Annotated in this window: 14 protein-coding genes; 12 read left to right on the top strand and 2 right to left on the bottom strand. The window is 60.7% G+C overall.

The window, feature by feature from the left end:
• Positions 1-28: 28 nt before the first annotated feature.
• From relA to ppx, 6 genes are all read left to right on the top strand, one after another.
• On the top strand, positions 29-2,233 hold the full coding sequence (gene relA, locus SPISAL_RS06015; RefSeq protein ID WP_016353584.1) for a GTP diphosphokinase: 2,205 nt from the start codon (positions 29-31) through the stop codon (positions 2,231-2,233).
• Positions 2,205-3,863, top strand: a complete 1,659-nt coding sequence (locus SPISAL_RS06010) for an ExeM/NucH family extracellular endonuclease (protein ID WP_016353583.1) — start codon at positions 2,205-2,207, stop codon at positions 3,861-3,863. Before relA ends, SPISAL_RS06010 begins: the two co-directional genes overlap by 29 nt.
• Before the next feature lie 96 nt (positions 3,864-3,959).
• Positions 3,960-4,520 carry a hypothetical protein gene (locus SPISAL_RS06005; protein ID WP_041389260.1) on the top strand — a complete coding sequence of 187 codons (561 nt, stop codon included), beginning with the start codon at positions 3,960-3,962 and terminating at the stop codon, positions 4,518-4,520.
• A 25-nt stretch (positions 4,521-4,545) separates the two neighbouring features.
• Positions 4,546-4,941: a DUF2721 domain-containing protein gene (locus tag SPISAL_RS06000; protein WP_016353581.1), complete on the top strand. Its 396-nt coding sequence runs from the start codon at positions 4,546-4,548 to the stop codon at positions 4,939-4,941.
• Positions 4,938-6,008: a GGDEF domain-containing protein gene (locus tag SPISAL_RS05995; RefSeq protein ID WP_016353580.1), complete on the top strand. Its 1,071-nt coding sequence runs from the start codon at positions 4,938-4,940 to the stop codon at positions 6,006-6,008. The genes SPISAL_RS06000 and SPISAL_RS05995 overlap by 4 nt, the downstream gene beginning before the upstream one ends.
• Positions 6,001-7,497 carry an exopolyphosphatase gene (gene ppx / locus SPISAL_RS05990; protein WP_016353579.1) on the top strand — a complete coding sequence of 499 codons (1,497 nt, stop codon included), beginning with the start codon at positions 6,001-6,003 and terminating at the stop codon, positions 7,495-7,497. Before SPISAL_RS05995 ends, ppx begins: the two co-directional genes overlap by 8 nt.
• On the opposite strand, the gene ppk1 is transcribed toward ppx, so the two are convergent.
• On the bottom strand, positions 7,479-9,557 hold the full coding sequence (gene ppk1 / locus SPISAL_RS05985; RefSeq protein WP_016353578.1) for a polyphosphate kinase 1: 2,079 nt from the start codon (positions 9,555-9,557) through the stop codon (positions 7,479-7,481). The genes ppx and ppk1 overlap by 19 nt on opposite strands.
• An 80-nt stretch (positions 9,558-9,637) precedes the next feature.
• Positions 9,638-11,035 carry a Si-specific NAD(P)(+) transhydrogenase gene (sthA, locus tag SPISAL_RS05980; RefSeq protein ID WP_016353577.1) on the bottom strand — a complete coding sequence of 466 codons (1,398 nt, stop codon included), beginning with the start codon at positions 11,033-11,035 and terminating at the stop codon, positions 9,638-9,640.
• 149 nt (positions 11,036-11,184) lie between these two features.
• Between sthA and SPISAL_RS05975 the strand changes: the two genes are divergently transcribed.
• The 6 genes from SPISAL_RS05975 to SPISAL_RS08935 all read left to right on the top strand — a co-directional run bounded on the left by SPISAL_RS05975 (position 11,185) and on the right by SPISAL_RS08935 (position 18,288).
• Positions 11,185-13,353: a malate synthase G gene (locus SPISAL_RS05975; protein WP_016353576.1), complete on the top strand. Its 2,169-nt coding sequence runs from the start codon at positions 11,185-11,187 to the stop codon at positions 13,351-13,353.
• A gap of 152 nt (positions 13,354-13,505) precedes the next feature.
• The gene (locus SPISAL_RS05970; protein ID WP_016353575.1) at positions 13,506-14,681 is read left to right on the top strand and encodes a TRAP transporter substrate-binding protein; all 1,176 of its coding nucleotides are present in this window, start codon (positions 13,506-13,508) and stop codon (positions 14,679-14,681) included.
• A gap of 77 nt (positions 14,682-14,758) precedes the next feature.
• A complete protein-coding gene (locus SPISAL_RS05965) occupies positions 14,759-15,361 on the top strand; it encodes a TRAP transporter small permease subunit (RefSeq protein WP_016353574.1) in 603 nt (200 codons plus the stop codon).
• Positions 15,358-16,776 (top strand): TRAP transporter large permease, encoded by a 1,419-nt coding sequence (locus tag SPISAL_RS05960; protein ID WP_016353573.1) that lies wholly within the window; start codon positions 15,358-15,360, stop codon positions 16,774-16,776. The genes SPISAL_RS05965 and SPISAL_RS05960 overlap by 4 nt, the downstream gene beginning before the upstream one ends.
• The gene (locus tag SPISAL_RS05955) at positions 16,769-18,127 is read left to right on the top strand and encodes an amidase (protein ID WP_016353572.1); all 1,359 of its coding nucleotides are present in this window, start codon (positions 16,769-16,771) and stop codon (positions 18,125-18,127) included. The genes SPISAL_RS05960 and SPISAL_RS05955 overlap by 8 nt, the downstream gene beginning before the upstream one ends.
• A complete protein-coding gene (locus SPISAL_RS08935; RefSeq protein WP_187287961.1) occupies positions 18,124-18,288 on the top strand; it encodes a hypothetical protein in 165 nt (54 codons plus the stop codon). Before SPISAL_RS05955 ends, SPISAL_RS08935 begins: the two co-directional genes overlap by 4 nt.
• The last annotated feature ends 20 nt before the right edge of the window (positions 18,289-18,308 follow it).

Below are 18,308 nucleotides of genomic sequence, written 5' to 3'. Positions count from 1 at the left end.
AATACCTGGGCGCGGTAAACTGACAGATATGATGCAAACGACGGACAGGACAGACGCGTCACGGCCCGCGGATCAGGGCTTTGAGGCGTGGCTGCATCAGCTGCCGAGGCTGCCAGCAAACGCCGAGCGCGACCGGCTAGCCCACGCCTGGGCTTTTGCTTGCGCATCCTGCGGACAGCAGCGCCGGAACACGGGCGACCGGTTCATCGATCATGCCGTGCGTGTGGCGACTGTGCTGGCCGAACTGGATCTGGACGTTGACTCCTTAATCGCCGGGCTGGTGCAAGAGCTGCCTGCCTGTAGCGACCTGGGTGTCGAGGCAATCGCCGAGGCCTGCGGTCAGGAGGTCGCGAGTCTGGTTGAGGGCAGCCTGCGCATGGAAAAGCTCGGCCACCTCCATGGCAGCGGCGTTTCAGGCGACGCCGGTGAACGCGCCGAAGCCCTTCGCAAGATGCTGCTGGCCATGGCCCGCGATATTCGTGTGGTGTTCCTTATTCTGGCTGACCGTCTGGATGATATGCGGGTGCTGCGACAGGTTGCCGACGCCGATCATGCGCGCATAGCCCGGGAGACCCTCGATCTCCACGCGCCACTCGCCAATCGTCTGGGTATCTGGCAGATCAAATGGGAACTGGAGGACCTGGCTTTCCGCTACCTCGATCCGTCGTCCTACCAGCGCATTGCCCGCCTGCTGGCGGAGAAGCGGGTGGATCGAGAGCGGTTCATCGACGCCATGAAGGCCCGGCTGGAGCGCAGCCTGGACGAGGCAGGCATCGAGGCCAATGTCTCCGGTCGGCCCAAACACTTGTACAGCATCTGGCGGAAGATGCAGCGCAAGGGCCTGGGCTTCCACGAGCTTTTTGATCTGCGCGCCTTCCGGATCCTCGTGGACACCGTTCCGCAGTGCTATGCCGCCCTTGGGGTCGTGCACAGCTTGTGGCAGCCGATTCCTGGTGAATTTGACGATTATATCGCCAGCCCCAAGGAGAATAATTACCAGTCGCTCCACACCGCAGTGGTCGGCACGGGTGGCCGGGCGGTCGAGGTTCAGATTCGCACACGTCAGATGCATGACCAGGCGGAGCTTGGTATCGCCGCCCACTGGCGCTACAAGGAAGGGCGTGGCGAAGATCCAGACTTTGACGCCCGCGTCGCGTGGCTGCGCAAGTTGCTGGAAGCCCCGGGTGATGGGGATGAGGACTTTCTTGACCGCTTCAAGGCCGAGGTCTTCGAGGACCGCGTCTACGTCATTACACCGCAAGGCGATGTGATCGATTTGCCGCGGGGCAGTACGCCCCTTGATTTCGCTTATACCGTGCATAGTCAGGTGGGTCATCGCTGCCGGGGCGCCCGCGTGAACGGACGGATCGTGCCGCTCACTCGGGCCCTTCAAAACGGGGACCAGGTGGAAATCCTGACCGCCCGTCAGGGTCAGCCAAGCCGCGATTGGCTGAATCCGGCGCTGGGCTACCTCACCTCACCCCGGGCGCGCTCCAAAGTCAGGGCGTGGTTTCGGCAGCAGGATCACGACAAGAATGTCGAGACGGGCCGGCACGTGCTCGAGCGAGAGCTCCATCGGCTGGGTCTTGAGGACGTGAACCTGGAAGCGCTGGCTGGTCGCTCGCGATTCCCTCGGCTGCCAGAGTTTCTGGCGGCGATTGGCCGCGGCGACATCACCGGCGGGCAGATTGCCGGGCTCCTGCGTGATCGGCTGCTGCCCGCGGACGATGATCCGGAACAGCTGAAACGCCACAGCCGCCGGCGTAAAACCGCTGGCCGGGGCGAGGAAGATATCCAGATCTATGGTGTCGGGAATCTGCTGACCCGGATCGCGCGCTGCTGTCAGCCCGCGCCAGGCGACTCGGTGATCGGCTTTATCACGCGCGGCGAGGGCGTCACGATTCACCGCCGTGACTGCCGGAATGTCCAGCGTCTCGAAGAGACCAGTCCACAACGCCTGATCGATGTGAGCTGGGCCGACGAGACGGCCCAGCTGTATGCCATCGATATCACGGTGGAGGCCTATGACCGGCGCGGCCTGATTCGGGATATCTCTTCGCTGCTGAACAACGAAGGGATTAATGTGACCGCGGTGAACACGCAGACTGACCCGACTGATGAGGTCGCCCGCATGGTGTTGAGTGTGGAAGTGGGCGACGTCGGCCAGTTAAGTCGGGTGGTGGACCGCATCGCGGGCCTGCGCAATGTTCGCGACGTGCATCGTGGTCATTAACCCGCAGCGATGGGTGCTTGGGCTCGCCCTGATCCTGCTGTCTTCAGCCGCAGTGGCAGGCGCGGGGCAATGCGGCGACCCGGGTACCACTGCCCTTGACCGAATCGCCGGCGTGGATGGCGCGCCACTCCCAGAGGGGCGTGAGGTGATCATCGAGGCGCCGGTTAGCGCCAGCTTTCCGGGGCAAAGCGGGTTAAACGGTTTTTTTGTGGAATCCGATATGCCCCGGGTGGGCTTGTTTGTGTATGCCCCGGACGTTACGCCGGGGGCTGCGCCAAAACCGGCTGAGCGCTGGCGCCTGCAAGCCCGGACCGGGCGTTACCGTGGTCGCATTCAGCTGGAGCGCCTGGAAGGACTTGTCCACTGTGGCGCGGAGCCAGTCAAACCGACAGCCGTGCCGGCCGATACGCTGGATGACCCGGCGGACTTTGCGAACCGCCTGATCCGGATCGACGGTCCGTTGACGGTTACGGACACCTATCAGCTCGGTCGCTACGGCAGTATGCGGCTGGCCCAAGGGGGGCGCGCCTTCGCCCGCAATACCGGCATCAAGGGCGGAACGCCGTTTCCGGTTGTGCTCGATGACGGCAGTTACCGACGGGACCCGCGGCCGGTGCCCTATCTCGATGAAACGGGCGTGCGACGCGCCGGGGATCGGCTGGCGTCCGTCACGGGGGTGGTCACACACGCATTTGGCGAATGGCGTATCCATCCGGTTGCGCCACCGGCGATCCGTTCCGCTAATCCACGCCCGGTTGATGCACCGCGCCGGCCTGCCGACAGTGCGTTGCGGGTGGTGCAATTCAACCTGCAGAACTACTTCATTGACCGGGGTGGGCGTGGACCCGCCACCGCAGCGGGCTTTCAGCGCCAGCGGACACGCTTGCGGGCGACCCTGCGGGCACTCGACGCAGACCTGCTCGTGCTCCATGAAATCCAGAACAAACCGGCGGCCGTTGATGACCTGCTGGACTGGCTGAATGAAGACCAGCCACCTGGACAACACTACCAAGCGACCCTGTCAGAGCGCAGCGCTGCGGTTATTCGTACCGTTATGTTGTTTCGCCCGTCGCGTCTGACGCAGAGGCGAGCGGCCCGCCACGCCGACGAGGCGCATGCCCGGGATCCGATCGCTGCGGTGTTTGAGGACGCACAGGGCGAGCCGCTGGTTGTCGCGGGGGCACATTTCAAATCACGAGGCGGCTGTCCTGAGCACGGCGATGTCGATCGGGGGGCGGGTTGCTGGGCCGAGCGGCGGGAGGCTGAGGCCGACGCACTGGCGCGTTGGCTGGACGACTGGGTCGAGGCGGATCAGCTGGCTGAGGCGCCAGTGCTGCTTCTGGCCGATCTCAACGCCTATGCCGAGGAGCAGCCGGTGCAGCGACTCGTGGAGGCGGGCTTGGTGGATCAGCTGGCGCAGCGGGTACCGGCACCCCAACGCTATGGCTATGTTTACCGCGGCCGCGCAGGCTATCTGGACCACGTGCTGGCGACAGATTCGATGGCTGCCCGAATTCAGGCGCTGACGTCGTGGGCGGTCAATGCCGACGAACCGGCTTACCTTGCACGTGAGGGCGAGGGCGTTTGGCGAGCCTCAGATCACGATCCGCTGATTATCGATTTGAAGTAATCATCGCCCCAACCCGCATCTTATTGACACGGCGTAGCCGCGGACTGGTAACTTGCAGATCTTCTAAGCAGGGCCAATGGGTCGTTGGAGCGAATGATGACAATGCTGAATAGCCGCGCAGGCCGAATGGTGAGCGTGGCAGCGCTAGGGTTACTGTTCGCACTGAGCAGTCAATCCTTCGCTCAGGACACAACAGATAGCCTGCAGAGCAAACGCCAGGAACTCCGTGAACTCCAGCAGACACTCTCCGAAATTCGCCAGACGGCGATGGAAGATCATCCCGAGCTCCAGCGCCAGCAGGACACGCTGCAGACCCAGGTGATGTCCCGCATGCGAGACGAGGGTGTTGAGCCACGCAAGTCCATTCGGCGGCTGCAGGACATCACGCGTGAGCTGCGAAGCGGCGAGGCTGCCGAAGAGGATCAGGCGGCCCTGATGCAGGAGTATCAGGAGACCCGTGAATCCGTTCTGGCCGCTCGCCGTGAGGCGCTGGATGATGACGGTGTGCGCGACGCGCAAGAGGCGCTGCAGTCTGACCTCGTTGATGCCATGACCGAGCAGGATCCCGCGGTTCCCGAGATGATCGAGCGCTTCGAGACCCTGCGCGAGGATGTCGCCGGCTCGCAGAGCAGCCTTGATATGGGAACGCAGCGCTAGTGGGGCGGATGAGCGGGAGGCCCTCATGGAACTGACGCTGGGCACGCCCTCGCTTTTGTTCCCGGCGGTCTCCCTGCTTTTGCTGGCCTACACCAATCGGTTTCTGGCACTTGCCTCGTTGATCCGCGATCTACAGGCGCAGTATGCCAGCACCCACCGCCGCAACCTGCTCGCGCAGATTGACAATCTCAAGCGCCGGGTGCGACTGATTCAGACCATGCAGGCCACCGGCGCCGGCAGTCTCCTGCTATGTGTGGGCAGCATGTTTTTACTGTTTGGTGGCCTGCCTGAAGCCGCTCGCTGGCTATTCGGGGCGAGTCTCGTGTTCATGATGCTCTCGCTTGCGCTCTCCGTTCGGGAGATCTGGATCTCCGTGACAGCGCTCAATATTCAGCTTGCTGAAATGGAGTCTGACCAGTGAACCTCCCCCTCGGTCCTGTTCTGCCCCAGGAAGACCCGCGGCAGTCGCTGCGGGTGCGCCGTTTTCTCATGGCCGCTCTGGTCTATCTGCTCGCTATCTTGCTGCTGGCACTGTATGTCCGTCAGGGGCTGCTCGCACTGCATGAATGGCGGTTCGCCGCGCTGGTTATTCTGCTGGTCAATGGTGCGCTTTTTGCGCTGTTGCGCAGTGGCCGGAACGAGCGGTTTGCCGACCCAAGCCTCACGGGCATCCAGATGATCGTTGTCTGCCTGGTGATGGGCATGACGATGTATCTGCTGGATGGCGGACGGGGCGGCATGCTGCTGCTGTTTCTGGTGTTGTTGATGTTTGGCGTGCTGCGCCTGAACGCCCGGCAGTTCACCGCCCTGGGCGGTTTTGCCCTGTTCTGTTATGCCACGGCGATTGCGGCGGTCTGGCAGCAGCGCCCGGAGGCCTTTAATCCCCAGGTGGAGTTTCTGCATCTGGCGGCCCTCAGCACACTGGTGCCCTGTGGCGGCTTTTTTGCGAGTCATGTCAGCAGCCTGCGACGAGCGCTACGAGAGCGCCAGATTGATTTGCAGCGCGCGCTCGAGGAAGTCCATGACCTGCGCTCCCTCGATCCACTGACCGGGATCAGCAATCGCAGTGCCACCATCGCGTTTCTCACCCAGGAGATGCAGCGTGCTGAGCGGCTGGACCAGCCCCTATCGGTGATCATGATCGACCTCGTGCGCTTCAAGCGGGTCAATCGCGAATACGGTCATCCGGCGGGCGACGAGGTGTTGCAGGGCGTCGCCGAGCGTCTCCGTCGAGGCGTACGGGATATTGACGGGTTAGGGCGCTACGGAGGGGAAGAATTCCTGGTGGTCCTCCCCGATACCCCGGAAGACGAGGCCAATCGAGTGGCCAGCCAGCTTCAGGACGCCATTCAGAATGGCCGGTTTCCGGGGCTGCCGGTGCAGTTCAGCGTGCAGTGCGCGATCGGCGTCGGTGAGCGGGTCGCGGGTGACGATGTCTGGCAGCTTATCGAGCGCGCACGCGGCGAGAGCGAGGTGGGCAGTGGCTGACCACGAGGAGAGTGAGGTCGCCGCGGTTGATCTTGGTTCGAACAGTTTTCACATGATCGTTGCCCGGCCTGAGCCTGATGGCTTGCGGGTGGTCGATCGTCTGCGTGAGTCGGTTCGGCTGGCCGCCGGACTGGATGCGGACAAAAACTTGGATGAGGCCGCGCGCGAGCGCGCCCTGGCCTGTCTGGAGCGCTTTGGCCAGCGCGTCCGCGAATTACCTCGAGGGGCGGTGCGAGCGGTTGGGACCAATACGCTCAGGCAGTCGCGAGATGCGCGCGCCTTCGTTGCCGAGGCGGAAGCGGCTTTGGGTCATCCCATTCAGGTTGTCTCTGGCTACGAAGAAGCGCGCCTGATCTATCTGGGCGTCGCCCACAGCATTGCGGATGACGATGACCGGCGTCTGGTGATGGACATTGGCGGTGGCAGTACCGAATTCATCATCGGCGAGCACTTTATCCCCAAGGAGATGGAGAGCCTTCATATGGGGTGCGTGAGTGCGACCCGGCAGCACTTTGCTGATGGGCGTATTACCGAAAAGCGGTTGCGGCGGGCAGAGGTTGCAGCCCGGCGTGAGCTTGAGCCGATTGCGGCGCGTTATCGTCGGTTGGGCTGGGAGCGCGCGATTGGGGCCTCCGGCACCATCAAGGCCATCGAGCGCTGCTTGCACGCCAATGGCTGGAGTGACACCGGCATTGATGCCGCTGGGCTGGCGCGACTGAAAACGGCGCTTATTGATGCGGGGCATGTCGACAAGCTGGCGCTATCCGGGGTAAGCGACGCGCGGGCGCAGGTGCTGCCGGGTGGGCTGGCCGTCTTGCTGGGTGCCTTTGATCAGCTCGGCCTCGAGCGCCTTGAAGCCGCCGATGGTGCCTTGCGAGAGGGGCTGCTCTTCGATTTGCTCGGGCGTATTCGTCATCAGGACGTTCGCACGGCAACGGTTATGGCCACCGCGGCCCGGTATCATGCCGATTCAGACCAGGCACAGCGCGTGGCTACAACGGCCGAGTTTCTTCGTGGGGAGGTGGCCCAGGCCTGGTCACTGGACGCGGAGTTTTTTGGCGACATGCTGGTCTGGGCGGCGAGAACCCACGAAATTGGCCTTGATGTCTCTCACAGCCAATATCACAAGCACGGCGATTACATTCTGCGACATGGCGATCTCGCCGGATTTTCGCGCGAAGAGCAGCAGGTCTTGGCAACGCTGGTTCGTGCGCATCGGCGAAAATTCCCCAAGGGCGTGTTCAAGGATCTGCCGGCTGACTGGCAGGATGCCGCGGCGCGGCTGGCCGTGTTGCTCAGGCTAGCCGTCATTCTGCATCGCGCGCGCAGCGATGAGCCTCTGCCCGTTGTGGACTGCCAAGCGGACGGCCCCACGCTTGAGCTGCGTTTCCCCAACGATTGGCTTGATGCGCGGCCCTTGCTCGCAACCGACCTTCAGGAAGAGGCCGAGTTACTCGCCAGCGCCGGCTTTCAGTTGCGCTCGGCGTAAGTCTCCAGCAGCGTAGTCTGCGCCGAGTAGGCCGCCTCGTCAGGGCCTGGGGCATCGCGTGTGTAGTGGCCGTCTGAGCCGAGCAACCACGCCTGGGTATTATCCTGTAAGTAGGCTTCCAGATCGTCGATAACGCGCTGGCGGAATTCGGGGTTGAGCAATGGGAATCCGGTCTCCACGCGCCGGAAAAAGTTGCGCTCCATCCAGTCTGCCGAGCTACAGAAGAGCTCTGGTTCGCCATGATTGGCAAAATAGAACACGCGGGTATGCTCGAGGAAGCGGCCGATAATCGAGCGGACTTCGATGTTGTCGCTGATGCCCTCGATACCGGGGCGAAGGCTGCACATGCCGCGGACAATCAAGTGAATCTGTACGCCAGCCATGGAGGCGCTATACAGCGCTCGGATGACCCGCGGCTCAACCAGGGAATTCACCTTGATGATGATTCGCGCCGGATGGCCGGCCTCGGCATGGGCCTGCTCGCGGGCAATCTTGTCGAGCATGCCCTGGTGCAGGGTGAATGGTGACTCGAGCAAATGCGTGAGCCGGGAGACCTTGCCGAGGCTCGTTAGCTGCAGAAAGACGCGGTGGACGTCTTCACCAATTGCCGGGTTGGCCGTTAACAGGCCGTAATCGGTGTAGAGCCGGGCCGTGCGAGAGTGATAATTGCCGGTGCCGAGGTGGACATAATGCCGCAGTTTCCCGCTCTCACGGCGAACGATCATCATCATTTTGGCATGCGTCTTGTGCCCGACCACGCCATAGACCACGTGCGCGCCGGCTTCCTGGAGCCGGTTGGCCAGGCCAATGTTCTCGGCCTCATCAAACCGCGCACGCAGTTCCACGACAACCGTCACTTCCTTGCCGGCCTGGGCTGCGGTGACGAGGTGGTCAACGATCGCTGAATCCGCACCGGTGCGGTACAGCGTCTGCTTGATCGCCAGGACCTCTGGGTCCTGCGAGGCCTGACGCAGCAGTTCCGCTACGGGCGCGAATGACTCGAAGGGGTGATGCAGCAGGATGTCCCGCCGCCGCATAACCTTCATCAGGTCGGTGCCATGAGGGAGCTCGGTGGGTAACCCGGGTGTAAACCCCGGGTATTTGAGATCCGGGCGATCGACCAGGTCGCAGACTGCCAGCAGTCGGTTGAGGTTGACGGGGCCATTGACCTGATAGAGGGCATCCGCATCGAGTTCGAACTCTTCTAACAGGAACTGCGACATGTGCTCCGGGCAGTTGGCGGCGACCTCCAGGCGCACGGCATCGCCGTATCGCCGCGACGGGAGCTCGCCTTCCATGGCGCGTAGGAGGTCATCGATCTCTTCCTCGTCGACGTACAGATCGCTGTTGCGCGTGACCCGGAACTGGTAGCAGCCGGTGGCATTCATGCCCGGGAACAGATCGTTGACGTGGGCATGAATGATCGAGGAGAGGAAAGCAAAGTCGTAGGGGCCATTGCCCTCAAGTGTTGCCGGTAGCTGAATGACTCGAGGCAGCGCCCGGGGCGCTTGGACAACCGCCATTCCACTATTGCGGCCAAACGCATCCCGACCCTCTAGCGCCACGATGAAGTTCAGGCTCTTGTTCAGAACCTGTGGGAATGGATGGGCAGGATCCAGTCCCAATGGGCTCAGGATCGGCAGCAGCTCGGTCTGGAAGTAATTCTGAATCCACGCCTGCTGTGCCGGCGTCCATTCGGTACGGCGTAGGAAGCGGATGCCGGACTCCGCAAGCGCCGGCGTGACTTCGTCATTCAGCAGCCGATATTGCTCATCGACCAGGGCGTGGGTCCGGTCGCTGATCTCGCGAAGGACCTGCTGGGGTGTGCGGTTATCCGGCCCACTTTGGCCGACGCCCATCTCCTGGGCCTGGCGTAGCCCGGACACCCGGATTTCGAAGAACTCATCCAGGTTGGAGCTGGCGATGCAGAGAAATTTCAATCGCTCCAGCAGCGGTGTGTCCGGGTCGGCCGCTTGCGCCACGACGCGTCGGTTGAACTCGAGCAGGCTGAGCTGGCGGTTGGTGTAGAGCTCGGGGTTGTTGAGATCGGGTGTATCCATGAGCGCATGCCTTTTTACTCGCCGGGACTCTGCATGATCATGATGACCATGCGATGACAGCGGCGGACGGCGTGGTGGCGCTACTGAACCCGGTTGTACCCGTTGAGCGCCGCCACCCGATAGCCCTCGGCCATCGTCGGGTAGTTGAATGTTGTGTTCATGAAATAGCGCAGGGTGTTATTCGGAGCCGGCTGCGCCATGATCGCCTGGCCGATATGCACGATTTCAGCCGCCTGATCACCGAAGCAGTGAATGCCGAGCAGCTCAAGCGTGTCGACATGGAACAGCAGCTTGAGCATGCCGGTGGTCTGCCCGGAAATCTGCGCTCGGGCGAGGTCCTTGAAAAAGGCATGGCCCACTTCATAGGGCACCTTCGCATCCGTGAGCTCCTCCTCGGTTCGGCCCACCGAGCTGATTTCCGGGATGGTGTAGATCCCGGTCGGCACGTCATGCGCGAGGCGGTAATCACATTGTCCTTCGAGGATATGGGTCGCGGCGTATCGGCCCTGGTCGTAGGCGGCACTCGCCAGTGAGGGGTAGCCGATGACATCGCCGATGGCATAAATATGCGGCTGTGCCGTCTGAAAGTCCTCGTTGACCTCGATCTGTCCGCGACCATTTGGCGGTACGTCCAGGGCTTCCAGCCCCATGTGATCGGTGTTGCCCGTGCGCCCATTGGCCCAGAGCAGGACGTCGCCGCGGATGGATTTGCCGGACTGCAGTGACAGCGTCACCCCGTCATCGTCCGCGGCAATGCCCGCGGTCTCCTCCCGGTGGCGAATCAACACCCCGTGTTCACGAAGATGGTAGGAAAGCGCATCGGAGATTTCATCATCGAGAAACGCCAGCATGCGCTCGCGGGTATTGATCAAATCGACCTTAACGCCAAGCCCACGAAAGATCGACGCATACTCACTGCCGATCACGCCAGCGCCGTAAATGATCATGTTCCGCGGGGTGTGATCCATCTCCAGGATCTGATCACTGTCCAGTATGCGGTCATGGCTGAAGTCGACGTCGGCGGGCCGGTAGGGCCGCGACCCTGTTGCCAGGACGAAGTGGTCTGCCGTGAGGCGCATCGTTCGGTCTTCGGGGGTTGCAAGTTCGATGGTGTGGGCATCCACGAACCGGGCATGTCCCCGCAGCACAGGCACATCGTTGCGCAGGTAAAAGCGACTGCGTAGCGAGACTTGCTGCGCAATAACCTGACGCGCGTGGGCCATCATCGTTTGGTATGACAGGTGCCGTGGCTCGCCCGCCTCCCGAAACAGCGCCGAGCTGTTGTACTCCATCAGTCGACGAATGTTGTGGCGGAGCGCCTTCGAGGGAATGGTCCCCCAATGCGTACAACCGCCGCCCACTTCATGGTGCCGTTCAATCATCACCACAGAGCGCCCGCTCTTCGCCAGCTTCATGGCGGCGCCTTCACCGCCCGGCCCACTGCCGAGAACGATGGCGTCGTAGTGGCTATTGTTCATGTCCTGCGCGTCCTGAAAGCTGCCTACTGCAGGCGAAAATCATACCAGTCAGCCGCGATCAGGAGGAGGCTCAGGCGTGCTGCGTCTTTATGGGGCGGGGTGTCTGGTTTATGTTACCCGTCTAATTATTTCCGGGAGAGAGTGAATCAATGACTGAGCGTGTACAGGTCGCGGGACTGCAGGTTGCTGCCCCCCTTCATGAACTGATCGTGGAAGAGGCCCTTCCAGGAACCGGCATAACGCCAGAGGTCTTCTGGACCGGGCTGGCTGCGATTGTCCGCGATTTGGGTCCGCGGAATCGGGCTCTGCTGGAGCAGCGTGACCGGTTCCAACGCCAGATTGATGAGTGGCACCGCGACAACCCGGGACGGCACAGCGACCCGGCATACAAGGCGTTCCTCACAGAGATTGGCTATCTTCAGCCCGAGCCCGAGGACTTTACGGTTTCGACCACCAACGTAGACCGGGAGATTGCCGAGGTGGCTGGCCCCCAGCTTGTGGTACCGGTCAACAACGCCCGCTATGCATTGAACGCCGCGAATGCTCGCTGGGGGAGCCTGTATGACGCGCTCTATGGCACTGACGTGATTCCGGATGCGGACGGCGCCGAGCGGGGCAGCGCCTTCAATCCTGAGCGTGCGAAGCGGGTGGTCGCCTGGGCCGCCGCCTTCCTCGATGCAACGTTCCCGCTGGCAGCGGGCAGTCACAGTGAGGTCACGGCTTATCGCGTTGATCAGTCCGGTTCACGCCATGACCTGCGGGTGCAACTGGGTGACGGGGGTGAGACTGGCCTGGCGGATCCGTCTCAGTTTGTTGGCTATGCGGCGGATGACCACCTGAGTGCGGTGCTGCTATGCAATCACGGATTGCATGCGGAGATCAGCATCGATCCGACGGATCCCATTGGACAGAATCACCCAGCGGGTGTGAAAGACCTCATTCTCGAGTCCGCGGTGACAGCGATTCAGGATTGCGAAGACTCCGTTGCCGCCGTGGACGGTGAAGACAAGGCTGGGGTTTACCGTAACTGGCTGGGGCTGATGCGCGGGGACCTCGAGGAGACCTTCACAAAGCAGGGCCGTCAGGTCGCTCGCACGCTGAACCCTGACCGGCTCTACACCGGCGTTGATGGCGAGACAACCAGTCGCCCGGGCCGCAGCCTGCTGCTCGTGCGCAATGTAGGCCATCTGATGACCACGCCGGCCGTTCTCGACGAGCAGGGTGAGCCGATCCCCGAGGGCTTTCTGGATGGTCTGTGCACCGCAATGATTGCCACGCACGATCTCCAGCGGCCATCTGGTAACAGCCGGGCCGGCAGTGTCTATATCGTCAAGCCGAAGATGCACGGGCCAGAGGAAGTCGCACTGACCGTTGAGCTTTTCTCCCGGGTTGAGGGCGTGCTTGGCCTCACAGCGAATACACTCAAGGTGGGCGTCATGGACGAGGAGCGCCGGACGACACTGAATCTGAAGGCCTGCATCCATGCCGCCCGTGAGCGGCTGATCTTTATCAACACGGGTTTCCTCGATCGCACCGGTGATGAGATTCACACGAGCATGGAAGCCGGCCCGATGATCCGAAAGGGCGCGATGAAGCAGTCTCGCTGGCTGACCGCCTACGAAGACTGGAACGTCGACATTGGCCTGGCCTGTGGGCTGCCTGATCACGCCCAGATCGGTAAAGGCATGTGGGCCATGCCCGATCGCATGGCCGATATGCTCAACGCCAAGATCGGTCATCCGCGCTCGGGCGCCAACTGCGCCTGGGTGCCCTCTCCGACAGCGGCAACGCTGCATGCAACCCATTATCACCAAGTCGATGTGCGTGCCGAGCAGCAAAAGCTTGCAGGCCAGCGCCGGGCGAGTCTGGATGACTTGCTGACGGTACCGGTGGAGGCCAACCCCACCTGGAGCGCCGAGGAGATTCGTGAGGAGCTCGAGAACAATTGCCAGGGCATTCTCGGGTATGTCGTTCGTTGGGTTGCCCAGGGCATCGGCTGCTCAAAAGTGCCTGATGTGAATGACATCGGCTTGATGGAGGACCGGGCGACGCTGCGTATCTCCAGTCAGCACATCGCGAACTGGCTGCACCACGGGATCGTCAGTGAAGCAGAGGTCATGGAGACGATGAAGCGCATGGCCAGCGTCGTGGATCGTCAGAATGCCAACGACCCGACCTATACGCCCATGGGCCCCGATTTCTCGGGCATCCCGTTCCAGGCGGCTTGCGACCTCGTCCTGAAAGGCCGAGAGCAGCCCAGCGGCTACACGGAGCCCCTGTTGCACGCCCACCGCCTGGCACTGAAGGCTGAGCATTAGGCCCCAGGTGCAAATGTGATTTGCTCGAAGGGCACAGATATGATCTATTTCGTGGACAGACCAATTATCGAGCCCTGCGGGGATCAATAATTGGTGCTGCCGATGCCCCGCGACAATGGGGTGCGTACCAACATTGAGGAGGAGAGCGCAGCATGACCGATTCCAAAGTGGACAACGTCAGTGCGAAGTCGACGGAGCCAGACGGTTCACGTCGCAAATTTCTAAAGGGCAGTCTCGCCGCAGCTGGTGGTGTCGCTGCTGCCGGAACGACGATCGTCGGTGCACCTTACGTGCATGCGCAGTCGCCAATTGTGCTGAAAATGCAGACCGCCTGGGGCGCCAGCAATATCTGGCAGGACTTCGCCCAGGAGTATGTTGATCGCGTCCACAGCATGTCCGGCGGCCGCATTCAGATCGACCTTCTGCCATCAGGCGCCGTGGTCGGAACCTTCCAGCTCATGGATGCGGTGAGCGATGGCCTTCTGGATATCGGCCATGATGTGCCGGTTTACTGGTATGGCAAGAACAAAGCGGCATCCTTGTTCGGTACTGGCCCGGTCTGGGGTGGCGATGCCAACAACATGATGTCGTGGTGGTACGCAGGCGGTGGTAAAGAGCTCTACCGCGAACTCGTTCAAGACATCATGGGCTTCAACGTTGAGGGTTATTTCGGCTTCCCGATGCCTTCTCAGCCATTCGGCTGGTTTAAAAATGACGATGTCACATCGGTGTCCGATATCGAGGGCCTCAAGTATCGAACCGTGGGCCTTGCTGCGGACCTCCTGCAGGAGATGGGCATGGCCGTCGCGCAGTTGCCGGGTGGCGAGATCGTTCCGGCCATGGAGCGTGGCGTCATCGACGCATTCGAGTTCAACAACCCGTCGTCCGATAGCGATTTCGGTGCTCAGGACGTGGCCAAGAACTACTACCTGGGGTCTTATCACCAGGCCAGTGAGTCGTTTGAGTGGTTGTTTAACCGGGATATGCTCGACAGTCTTGATGATGACCTGCGGGCCATCCTCATCCATGCCGTTGAGGCCGCGTCGACATCGAATACAGCCTCTGCACTCGACCGCTATTCGGCGGACCTGCAGGCACTTCAGACGGAGTCGGGTGTTACCGTTCATCGGACGTCCGACGAGATCCTCGCAGCACAGCTGGAGGCTTGGAGCACGCTCATTCCAACGCTTGAAGAGGATGAGTTCTCCCGTCGGTGCATGGAGAGCCAGAAGGAGTGGGTCGAGCGCACGGTATTCTACGAGCTCATGAACCAGCCGGACCTGCAGCTCGCCTACGAGCACTTCTTCCCAGGCCGGCTGAACATGTAAAGCGTGTTCGAGCCCAATGACCTGCCTCGGCCTTTTGGCCGGGGCAGTTTTTTTATGTCGGCTATCAAGAGCGCCCTATGCTTCAAACCATTCACTTTATCGACCGATTCACGACCTGGGTTGGGCGGAGCTTTGCCTGGCTGATTCTTCTGATGGCCTTTGGTATGGGCTACGAGGTGCTATCGCGTTACCTCTTTACTGCGCCAACGGCCTGGGCATATGACATGTCCTATATCCTGTACGGCACTTTGTTTATGGTTGGTGGCGCTTACACGCTTTCGCGGAATGCGCACGTTCGTGGCGATTTCCTTTATCGGCTTTGGAAGCCAAGAACCCAAGCCATTGTTGAGTTAATCCTTTATTTCCTTTTTTTCTTCCCGGGCGTTCTCGCGCTCGTCTTCGCAGGTGCCAGTTACGCAGCGCGTTCCTGGCGGTACATGGAAGTGAGCTCTTTTTCTCCAGCAGGCATCCCGATCTTTCACTTCAAAACGATGCTAGTGGTTGGAGGAGCGCTACTGCTCATCCAAGGGGTAGCCCAGGTCCTCCGTTGTATCGTCTGCATTCGATCAGGCGAATGGCCGCCTGATGTGAACGATGTTACGGAGCTGGAGGACCAGCTCCTTGAGCAGGGCTATCAAGAAGATCTGAATACACCGAATACCGGAGTGAGTAACCGATGAGCGATCCTCAAATCGGGATCCTGATGCTAGGGATCTTCATCCTCTTTATATTCCTCGGGTTTCCTATCGCGTTTACGCTGATGGCCCTGGGGATCGGGTTCGGCTACTACGCCTATTTTAATGCTGATCGGATGTGGATCGGTTATGAAAGGCTGGTTGAGCAGGGTGCCGAAGGGTTTGAGGTTTGGCTGGCCTATTTGAATGGCTTTTTAAACAGCCGGATTTTTGACTTGTTTGTTAACCAAACCTATTCGGTGATGGCAAACGAAGTGCTCACGGCGGTCCCGCTGTTTCTTTTCATGGGCTATATCGTTGAGCGGTCCAACATTGTCGAGCGTCTTTTTTCGACCTTGTATATTGCTGCGCGACGGGTGCCTGGGGCCATGGCCGTCGCCGCGCTCATCACCTGTACGTTATTTGCGACAGCGACCGGCATTGTGGGCGCGGTCGTGACGTTGATGGGTTTGCTGGCGCTGCCCGCGATGCTTAACGCCCGGTATAACCAGTCCTTCGCATCAGGCGTTATCTGTGCCGGTGGGACATTGGGCATCCTGATACCACCTTCGATCATGTTGATCGTGTATGCAGCGGCGTCGGGCACATCGATTGTGCGGCTTTATGCCGGTGCGCTTTTCCCGGGCCTTCTGCTCGCTGGGCTTTATGTCACTTACATTGTGGTACGAAGCATCCTCCAGCCGTCTGCAGCGCCGAAGCCAACGAATGAAGAAGTTGGCGATTTATCGTTCGGGAGGCTGATGTGGATGATGATTACGTCATTCGTGCCGCTTGCCGTGCTGATTATGGCAGTGCTCGGGTCGATCCTGTTTGGTCTGGCGACGCCAACTGAGGCTGCATCGGCTGGGGCTTTGGGTGGTTTGGCGTTGTCGGCTCTCTACCGAGCGCTCACTTGGGACAAGCTGCGAGAGTCGGTTTACCTCACACTCAAGACCACTGCGATGGTGTGTTGGCTGTTCGTTGGGTCCTGGACGTTCTCGTCTGTGTTCTCGTACCTGGGTGGCGAGCACTTGATCACCGAGTTCGTGGTCGGTCTGGACCTGAATACCATCACGTTCCTGATCCTTGCTCAGCTCATTATTTTCCTGCTGGGATGGCCGCTTGAGTGGTCCGAGATCATTATCATTTTTGTGCCGATTTTCCTGCCATTGCTGGATATCTTCGGCGTGGATCCATTGTTTTTCGGCATTCTCGTAGCGCTGAATCTCCAGACCTCCTTCCTGACACCGCCGATGGCCATGTCAGCGTACTACCTCAAAGGGATAGCGCCGCCCTCGGTGCAGTTGATTGAGATATTCAAGGGCTGTATGCCGTTCTTGCTGTTCGTCGTGGTGGCGATGGTTGTGCTCTACGTGTTCCCACAGATTGTCTTCTGGTTGCCAGATACGATTTATGGTTAAGCGTATTCCAACGGCTGATCCAGCCACCCTGACCGCCAGACAGCTGGTGCAACAGCTAGGCGACGGGGTTCTGTCAGCGGAGCAGGCAACCAATGCCTGTCTTGCGCGCATTGAGTCGATGGAGCCGGCGATCCATGCCTGGGCCCACTATGACGGCCAGCAGGCCCTTATGCAGGCCAAAGAAGCTGATCGCCGACGGGCACGAGGATTACCTTTGGGACCACTCCACGGGGTCCCGATCGGTCTTAAAGACATTATCGATGCGCGAGGCATGCCCACCGAGAATGGTACGGCCCTCGATGCCGGGAAAAGACCGCTGGAGGACGCGACACTCGTTCAGCGCCTGCGCAATGCAGGTGCGGTGATACTGGGTAAAACCGTTACGAGTGAGCTGGCGTATTTTCATCCGGGACCCACGACCAACCCCCACGATACGGCTCGCACGCCAGGTGGCTCTTCAAGCGGCTCAGCCGCTGCGGTTGCCTCGGGCATGGTGCCGTTCACGGTGGGTACGCAGACCAATGGTTCGGTCATACGCCCGGCGGCATTCTGCGGTGTGGTGGGATACAAGCCGAGTTTTGGTGCAGTCCCGAGGACAGGTGTTCTCAGCGCCGCTCAATCGCTCGATCAAGTTGGTTTTTTTGCCCGGAGTATCGACGATGTCGCATTGGCGGCAGCCGTGATGGGACCGGATGGTCGAGATGAGGGTTGTAACCTCAATCCCGGCCCGCTTCTCGATACCGCGCTATCCGCGCCGCCGGTCACGCCCGACATTGCGATGGTTCATACCCCGTTTAGTGAGCGACTTGAGCCGGCAACTGTTGAGGGGTTTTCCGAACTTATCGAGATGCTGGGTTCCCACGGGGTCGAGACGGCCTTGCCTGAGGTGTTTGGTCGGGGCGCTGGATGGCTCGCCACCATCATGGCCAGTGAAATGACTCGGAACCTGGGTCACTATGCTGAGCGGGATCCTGAGCAGGTGAGTGATGTTTTCAAATCACTCATGGCCCAAGGTCAGGCCATTCCGGCCGTTGATTATCTTGCCGCCCGGGACATGCAGCTTGTATTGCTCGAGGCATTGGAGCCCTTGTTCGAGCGCTTCGACGCGATCATTACGCCGGCCGCGCCAGGTGAAGCGCCTGCTGACTTGAGCACCACAGGTGACCCGATTTTTTGCACGCTGTGGACTTTGTGTGGGCTGCCAACGATCACATTACCGCTTCTAACGGGTGTTAACGGGTTGCCTGTCGGCGTTCAGCTTGTTGGCGCCCACGGACAAGACGCAAGATTACTCAGGACAGCACGGTGGCTGATGACACAGTGCACCTCGGATGAGGAGAACGAGACATGACTGATCGAATCATGGCCGTGATTGGCCTGTTGATGTTGGGCGCGTTCCTAATTGTGGTGCCCTTGTTTGTGCCTCACATCGACCTAATAATCGTCATTGGTGGTTGTGCAGCGTTGGCCACCTATGACACGTGGCGCCATATTGCGCTGAAGCGGAACTAGTACCAACGCGGCACGTCGTA

Origin of the sequence: Spiribacter salinus M19-40, from assembly GCF_000319575.2 — a bacterium.
GTDB classification, from domain to species: Bacteria; Pseudomonadota; Gammaproteobacteria; order Nitrococcales; family Nitrococcaceae; genus Spiribacter; species Spiribacter salinus.
The sequence above is the reverse complement of the archived record's forward strand: the minus strand, read 5'-3'. Positions and strand labels throughout refer to the sequence as shown.